The organism is Pseudomonas sp. BJa5 (assembly GCF_030272875.2).
GTDB lineage: Bacteria > Pseudomonadota > Gammaproteobacteria > Pseudomonadales > Pseudomonadaceae > Aquipseudomonas.
In genome coordinates this window covers 61,506-68,392 of record NZ_JALRNG020000038.1, presented here as the reverse complement: position 1 = coordinate 68,392, position 6,887 = coordinate 61,506, and the positions used below count along the sequence as shown (strand labels likewise).

Below are 6,887 nucleotides of genomic sequence, written 5' to 3'. Positions count from 1 at the left end.
GGCCGGCGAGCGCCGCAGGGCCAGGGACGGCCCTTCGGCGCGCCCCCGCGGGAGCAAGGGTGGAAGGAGGGAACCCGTAGCGAAGCGCAGGGCCGTATGCAGGGACAGGGGGTTTTGCCCACTTTTGCCCCGTCAAAAGTGGGTCGCCGTAAAGGGCGAAACCAGCCGGTGGCGCCGCTGCAGACAATGGATATGCTCACCATCTTCAGTGCCATCGCATCGACTTGGCGTCTTGCGAGATGATCCGTTTGCGAGGGTGGCGCTGACTCACCTTTCCGCCCTTACGGCGGGTTACTTTTGTCGGGGCAAAAGTAACCAAAACCCCTCGTCCCTACATCCGGCCCTGCGCTTCGCTACGGGTCCCTTCCCTCCGGCATTGCTCCCGCCGGGACGCACCGACGGGCCATCCATGGCCCGACGGTGCTTGCAGGCCATCCATGGCCTGCACCCAGCTACGCAACGCCTCCACTCAGCCTCCTGAAGGGACGAATCGCGTCGTCTGGACTGGCGATGTACGAACAGCAAAGGCAAAGGCAAAGGCAAAATCGAAGTTTCACGCCGACTGCCGCTGCGCCGCCTTCAACCCACTGCCCTTGCGCACCTGCTGCTCATGCCCCTGGCGCAAGCGCAGCGCCACCACCGCCGCCACCACCAGCAACACGGCGATGAACTTCAGGCCGTTGCTGGCATTACCGGTGCTCTGTTCGATCATGCCCATCACCGATGGGCCGAAGAAGCCTCCCAGCAGCCCGCAGGAGTTGACGAACCCCAACCCGCCGGCCAACGCAGCGCCTTTGAGCCGCGACGCCGGGTACAGGAAGATGATCGACTGCACCACGAAGAACATCAGCGCCGAGAGGCAGAAGCCCAGCAGGCTGATCACCGGCCCCGCCTGCGAGGCAATGGCCAAGCCCAGGGCCATGGTCAGCAAGCCCGTCACCAGGATCCGCCGCGCACGCTGGGCATTGCTGGCAAAGCGTGGCAGCAGGACCGCACCGGCTGCCGCCGCCAGCCAGGGCAAGGAGGTCAGGCAACCGACCTGCACCACGCTCAGGTCACCGTACTTGCCGATAATGCCCGGCAGGAAAAAGATCACCGTGTAGATGGTGATCTGGTGACAGAAGTAGACGAAGATCGCCAGCAGGATCTGCGGGGTCAGGCATTGCTTGAGCGAATGCCCGCCGTGCCCGGCACCCTCCTCGGCCTCGCTGGCCAGCTGACGTTCGATCTGCTGCGCTTCGGCCAGGCTCAGCCACGGCGCCTTGCTCGGCCGGTCCGGCAGTTTCTTCCATACCACGTAGGCGAAGAACACCGCCGGCAGGCCTTCGAGCATGAACATCCATTGCCAGCCATGCCAGCCCAGGATGCCATCCATCTGCATCAGCGCCGCGCCCAGCGGGCCGCCGATGATGTTGGCAAAGCACACGCCGAGCAGGAAGTAGCCGGTGGCACGGGCCCGTTGTTCGCGGCCGAACCAGTAGGTGAGGTAGAGCATCACCCCGGGGAACAAACCGGCCTCGGCGATACCCAGCAACAGGCGCAGCACGTAGAACGAGGTCTCGCCCTGGACGAAGGCCATTGCTGCCGAGATCAGGCCCCAGGTCACCATGATCCGGGCGATCCAGAAACGCGCGCCGACCTTGTGCATGATCAGGTTGCTGGGCACCTCCGACAGCGCGTAGGTGAGAAAGAACAAGCCGGCGCCCAGTCCGTAGGCAGCGGCTGAAATCCCCAGGTCGACATCCAGTTGATGCTTGGCCAGGGCGATGTTGGTGCGGTCGAGAAAGCTCAATACATAGGCGGCGATCAGCAACGGCATGAGTTTGACGAACAGCAACCGGTTGAGGGTCGCCGAGTCGCGGGGCACAGTCGGTTCTTCGGGCATTGTTGTAATTGTCATGGCACGAATCTCTATGTGGCAGCAGCGGTGGGAGTACCCCGGACCCCGGGTCCGGGGTGTGCGCACAAGCTAGAAATCGACTTCGTAGCGACCCTTGAGGTCGAGCATTTCCCGCGCCTCGTCAGGCGTGGCGACGCGTCCGCCCAGGGCCTCGATCACGGTGCGGATGCGCTTGACCTGGTCGGCGTTGGACGCCGCCAGTTTGCCCGGACCGTCCCACAGCGAATCCTCGAGACCGACGCGCACGTTGCTGCCCATGGACAGGCCCATGGTGCCCAGCGGAATCTGGTTGCGCCCGGCGCCGAGGATGGACCACTCGTAGGCATCGCCGAACAGCCGGTCGGCGGTGCGGCGCATGTGCGCCAGGTCTTCGGGGTGCCCCCCGATGCCGCCGCGCAGGCCGAACACCGACTGGATGAACAGCGGCGCCTTGAGCAGGCCGCGCTGGAGGAAATGCGCGGCGGTGTAGAGGTGGCCGATGTCGTAGCACTCGATCTCGAAGCGGGTGCGGTTCTCGGCGCAGGCGTTGAGGATGTAGGCGATGTCGCGGAAGGTGTTGCGGAAAATGCGATCGTCGCTCTCGGCCAGGTACGGCCGCTCCCAGTCGTGCTGGAACTCGGTGAAGCGGTCGAGCATTTCGTACAGGCCGAAGTTCATCGAGCCCATGTTCAGCGACGCCAGTTCCGGCTTGAGCTGGGCCACCGGTTGCAGGCGCTCTTCCACACCCATGGTCGGCGCGCCGCCGGTGGTGATGTTGATCACTACGTCGCTCTGGGCCTTGATCTGCGGCAGGAACTGGCGGAACAGCTCGACGTCCTGGCTCGGCCGGCCGTCATAGGGATCACGGGCATGCAGGTGGACGATGGCGGCCCCCGCCTCTGCCGCGCCAAGGGCAGCGTCGGCGATTTGCTGCGGGGTGACCGGCAGGTACGGCGACATCGAAGGGGTGTGAATGGCACCGGTGACGGCACAGGTGATGATGACCGGGCGTTGCTTGGACATGCGTATTCTCCGTTGTTGTTCTTGGCGAGAAAGCAGTGCAGGGCGGCTCAGAGGTATTCGACGTTGCCATCCACGCTGATGGCCTGGCCGGTGATGTTGCGGGCGGCGGGTGAACAGAGGAACAAGGCGGTGGCGGCGACGTCTTCGGCGCTGACCATGCGCTTGAGCGAGATCTTCTTCAGGTACTCCTCGCGCATCTGCGCCTCAGGCACCCCCACCTGTTCGGCGCGGGCGCGAATCACGCCGTCCATGCGCGGGCCCTCGACGATGCCGGGGAGCAAGGCGTTGACACGGATATCGCTTTCGCCCAGTTCCGCGGCCAGGGATTTCATCAGGCCGACGATGGCCCACTTGGTCGCCGCATAGGGCGTGCGCCAGGCATAGCCCAGGCGCCCGGCCACCGAGGCGATATGCAGCAGGTGGGCGTGGGGCGAGTCCTTGAGCAGCGGCACCGCATGGTGGGCGAAGCGGTACTGCGCGGTGAGGTTGATGTCGATGGTGCGCTGCCAGTCCTCGTCGCTGATGGCATCGATGCCGGCGGTGGGCCCGGCGATGCCGGCGTTGTTGACCAGTACATCGAGGCCGCCGAACTGCTCGCGCTGGACCTTGAACACCGCCTCGATCTGCGCCGCGTCCGCCACATCGGCACGGGTGGCGACAGCGTCGGGGTAGCGGTCGCGAAACGCCGCGATCGCCGCTTCGCTGACGTCGCAGACATGTACCCGCGCACCTGCTTCGAGATAGGCCGCCGCCAGGACTTCGCCGATACCGGCAGCACCGCCGGAGATCAGGACACGCAAGCCCGGATAAGGTGTCAGGCGATTGAGAACGCTCATGCTTTTTTCACTCCAGTGACAGACGACCGCGCACGGTCGTTGGTGACGAGCAGGCGCGCCAGGGAGTCGGCGGCCTGCATGATGTCGTCGGTGACCGCCGCCCGCGCCGCTGCCGCATCCCGGGCTGCCAGCGCCGCAACGATGCGGTCGTGGGCTTCCATGGAGCGTTGCAGGTGACTCTTGTCGGGCGCTACCAGGGCAAAGCACGGGCCCATGTGCAGCCAGAAATTCTCGACGGCGGCGACGGTCAGTTCGGCCCGGGCCACGGCGTAGATGCGCCGGTGAAAGGCGAAGTTGCCCCACAGGTAGGCCGGTACGTCGACGGCATCGACGGCGGCCTGCATCTGTTCGCACAGGTCGGTGATTTCGGCGAGGTCGGCGGCGCTGAGCAAGGCCACTGCTTTTTCCGCCAGCAAACCTTCGAGGGCCACCCGCGCATCGCGGATCTCGCGCAGGCGCTCCGGAGTCATGACCCGCACCCGCAGGCGCGAGGTCTCGGTGACTTCGAAGGCGTTTTCGGCGCTCAGGCGGTGCAGGGCTTCGCGCACCGGCATGGGGCTGGAGCCCAGGGCTTCGGCCAGGCCGCGGATGGTGAGCTTTTGTCCTGGCTGGAAGCGACCGCTCATCAGCGCTTCACGAATCTGCCGGTAGACCTGGTCTTGCAGGGTATCGCGGGACACCTGGCGCAGGGTCGGCAACAGGATCGGACGATCTGTCATGGAGTAATGCCTGTGTTGTCGTTCTTGTGGTTGAAAATATGTGATCACAAATCAAATATGTCAAATAATTTTCGTCCACAGCACTAGACTTCAACCTGCCCCCCGCCCCTACAGGCAGCCGCTATCATGGCCCCGATGCGCTTCGCCGCCCTGCCCCTCCTGTTGCTGAACTGCGGCCCGTCGGCACTTGCCTACGAATCGGACTTCCATTTCGGCCTGACTTACTGGCTGGCCGTGCAGGCCGGTTACGATCATCAGCAAAGCCACGACATCGCCCGCGGTGACGAACTCACTGACACCGGGCAGCTCGACGCCAAGCACGCGATCATCTGGCAGCTGTGCATCCGGCGTAAGGAAAACGCCAGCAATCTCACCCGCTACCTGCACTTTCGCGCGCAACAGCCGCCACCGCAGCTGCCTGATGCACGCCCGGTCGATCATGCTGCCCATTTTGCCGAAGGACAGATCAAGAGCGTGGTCGCCGAAACCGGCCATGGCACCGAGGAACACCTGCTCAAGTTCGGCCAGGCATTGCATGGCCGGCAGGACTCCTTCTCCCACCAGGGCATATCGGAGCCGCACTGGCCCTGCCCCACCGAATGGATCTGGACCCATGCCGTGGATCGCGGCGGCGCGCTGTCGCATCACGCCGACCGTACCTATGCCTATCCAGGGCAGTGCCTCGATGCGGCCAGGTCCAGCTATGACTGGTTGCTCCGCTACCGCGAGAAGATGAACCTGTCCACCTCCCCGAAAGCGCTTTCAGCGCTTGAACCACAGGTACGTGATTTCTGCAGGCGCCAGACGCGCACCGGCAAGTACCAGTGGCTCACCGCACAGGCGGTTCCCCAGGCACGGGCGATTGCCGGCAACACCAGCCTGTCCGATGGCGAGCAGAGCTTCTTCGGTGTTGCGCCTATCGACTTGCGCCCCGCTGCAGCTCAAACGGATAGCGTCGCCAGTGCGGTTCCGGCCTATGAACGTCAGGTCACCGGCTTCAGCCTCGACCCCGAGGCCGACGCGCTGTTGCAGTCGGTGCTGGGCAGCCTGTCGGTCGAGTCGTCGGAGCCCGCCAGGCAATGGGCCAATGCGTTCATGCAGGCCTGGCTGGCGACCCCGGCGGAGCACTTGCCCCAGGCCTTGGCACCGTTCTTCGGAGGGCGTGTCCTGGGCTTCGAGGATCAACCCATCGACCGACTGCTACGCCTGCGTATGACCGACCGTGGGCTGGCGGACTCGAAAGACGTTCCACCGGGGAAATTCCTTGGCACCGCCCAAGGGTTCGTCACGGCCGATGCGACGGCCTGGCGGCCCCTGCTGGTACCGCCCAGGGGACAGAAAATCCCGGCCCTGGTGGGCAATGTCGAGGATGGCAGCATCGGCCTGATCGCCGTACTCAGGAGTGCGCCCAATGCCGTGTTGATCCTCAAGGCCACGCCTGCCGGCCAGGGCTATGCGATCGACGAGTTGGAGGTGCAGGTGTTCCATTGAGCCATCGTGAATGGGACCCCGGAACTACACTGTGACCAACGATGCCTGCTGCCAACAACAGAAGGGACACTGTGGGTGCGACCGCATTGCGGTCCACCGCAGCCTGGATGAGATGTCGACAACCACAACTGTCGAGTGATCTCCCATGAAAACCGATGGCCCAACCCTTCAGTGGCTCTCCTCGCTGATCCAGGTGATCAGCGTTGTGGTGGGCGTGGTGATGAGCGTCATTAGTTTCAACAGCGCCCGCGAAAGCGAGGCGACAGCGCGTAAGCTTGAGGCAGCCAAGCCCTTCTACGTGTTACGTCAAAACCTCTACCATGAGGTGGTCAAGGTCGTCGGGATTCTGGTGAACCCGCAATTTCACACGACCGACGAAATCAACAAGGCCAAGGCCAGGTTCCGCGAACTGTACATCGCCGAACTGAGCATGGTCGAAGCACCCGAGGTCGAGGCGAAGATGAAGGCGCTGGCGGCCAAGATCGATCCCACCCTGCTGGCCATGACCGAAGAACAAATTGCCGCCTACCAGCTCGCCCATGCACTGCGTGACACCTTCACGCACGACTGGAAGGCGGACCAGCAAGACTCGATGAAGCGCTAACGTTCTCTGCCGCACAGTCGGCCGGCAACATACATTCAGGTCAAGGACGATCCAGCAACATCACTGCGGTGATGCAGGCAAAGGCGATGCTGCGGCACTCGTCATCACAGGGAAAGTACAGCCGCACCCGACCGCAGTGCCAGTCAACGCTGCGCACCACCCCCGCTTGGGTGTCCATTACCCCATACTCCGCCGGGAAGCAGCCGTACAACACCACGGCATCGCCAGGCTGGTACAGACGCAGGCGCTCTTTGTTGTTCTCGTCCATGGCGACAGGCTCCGACCCGGGTATCGGCATCTTCGCCAACACCCGCCACCAGCGCTACTGACAAAAA

General features: G+C 64.0%; 7 protein-coding genes. 2 read left to right on the top strand and 5 right to left on the bottom strand.

What is annotated here, in order from left to right:
• Positions 1-553: 553 nt before the first annotated feature.
• The 4 genes from M2D63_RS20485 to M2D63_RS20470 form a co-directional block, all read right to left on the bottom strand.
• Positions 554-1,900, bottom strand: a complete 1,347-nt coding sequence (locus tag M2D63_RS20485) for an MFS transporter (protein ID WP_285864824.1) — start codon at positions 1,898-1,900, stop codon at positions 554-556.
• A 69-nt stretch (positions 1,901-1,969) separates the two neighbouring features.
• Positions 1,970-2,902, bottom strand: coding sequence for a 3-keto-5-aminohexanoate cleavage protein (locus tag M2D63_RS20480; protein WP_285864822.1), 933 nt, complete (start codon positions 2,900-2,902; stop codon positions 1,970-1,972).
• 47 nt (positions 2,903-2,949) lie between these two features.
• A complete protein-coding gene (locus M2D63_RS20475; protein WP_285864821.1) occupies positions 2,950-3,738 on the bottom strand; it encodes an SDR family oxidoreductase in 789 nt (262 codons plus the stop codon).
• The gene (locus M2D63_RS20470) at positions 3,735-4,457 is read right to left on the bottom strand and encodes a GntR family transcriptional regulator (protein WP_285864820.1); all 723 of its coding nucleotides are present in this window, start codon (positions 4,455-4,457) and stop codon (positions 3,735-3,737) included. The genes M2D63_RS20475 and M2D63_RS20470 overlap by 4 nt, the downstream gene beginning before the upstream one ends.
• Positions 4,458-4,583: 126 nt before the next feature.
• On the opposite strand from M2D63_RS20470, the gene M2D63_RS20465 reads away from it, so the two are divergent.
• Both M2D63_RS20465 and M2D63_RS20460 read left to right on the top strand, forming a co-directional pair.
• On the top strand, positions 4,584-5,948 hold the full coding sequence (locus M2D63_RS20465) for a hypothetical protein (protein ID WP_285864819.1): 1,365 nt from the start codon (positions 4,584-4,586) through the stop codon (positions 5,946-5,948).
• Between the two features lie 145 nt (positions 5,949-6,093).
• Entirely contained in the window at positions 6,094-6,552 is a 459-nt protein-coding gene (locus M2D63_RS20460) for a hypothetical protein (protein ID WP_285864818.1), read from the top strand.
• Between the two features lie 40 nt (positions 6,553-6,592).
• Here the strand turns inward: M2D63_RS20460 and M2D63_RS20455 are convergent, their stop codons facing one another.
• On the bottom strand, positions 6,593-6,820 hold the full coding sequence (locus M2D63_RS20455; protein WP_285864817.1) for a hypothetical protein: 228 nt from the start codon (positions 6,818-6,820) through the stop codon (positions 6,593-6,595).
• Between the last annotated feature and the right edge of the window lie 67 nt (positions 6,821-6,887).

Bases quoted from the DNA above. Each gene is read 5' to 3' on its own strand.
- M2D63_RS20455 (WP_285864817.1), bottom strand. From the start codon at position 6,820: ATGGACGAGAACAACAAAGAGCGCCTGCGTCTGTACCAGCCTGGCGAT.
- M2D63_RS20470 (WP_285864820.1), bottom strand. From the start codon at position 4,457: ATGACAGATCGTCCGATCCTGTTGCCGACCCTGCGCCAGGTGTCCCGC.
- M2D63_RS20480 (WP_285864822.1), bottom strand. From the start codon at position 2,902: ATGTCCAAGCAACGCCCGGTCATCATCACCTGTGCCGTCACCGGTGCC.
- M2D63_RS20485 (WP_285864824.1), bottom strand. From the start codon at position 1,900: ATGACAATTACAACAATGCCCGAAGAACCGACTGTGCCCCGCGACTCG.
- M2D63_RS20465 (WP_285864819.1), top strand. From the start codon at position 4,584: ATGGCCCCGATGCGCTTCGCCGCCCTGCCCCTCCTGTTGCTGAACTGC.
- M2D63_RS20460 (WP_285864818.1), top strand. From the start codon at position 6,094: ATGAAAACCGATGGCCCAACCCTTCAGTGGCTCTCCTCGCTGATCCAG.
- M2D63_RS20475 (WP_285864821.1), bottom strand. From the start codon at position 3,738: ATGAGCGTTCTCAATCGCCTGACACCTTATCCGGGCTTGCGTGTCCTG.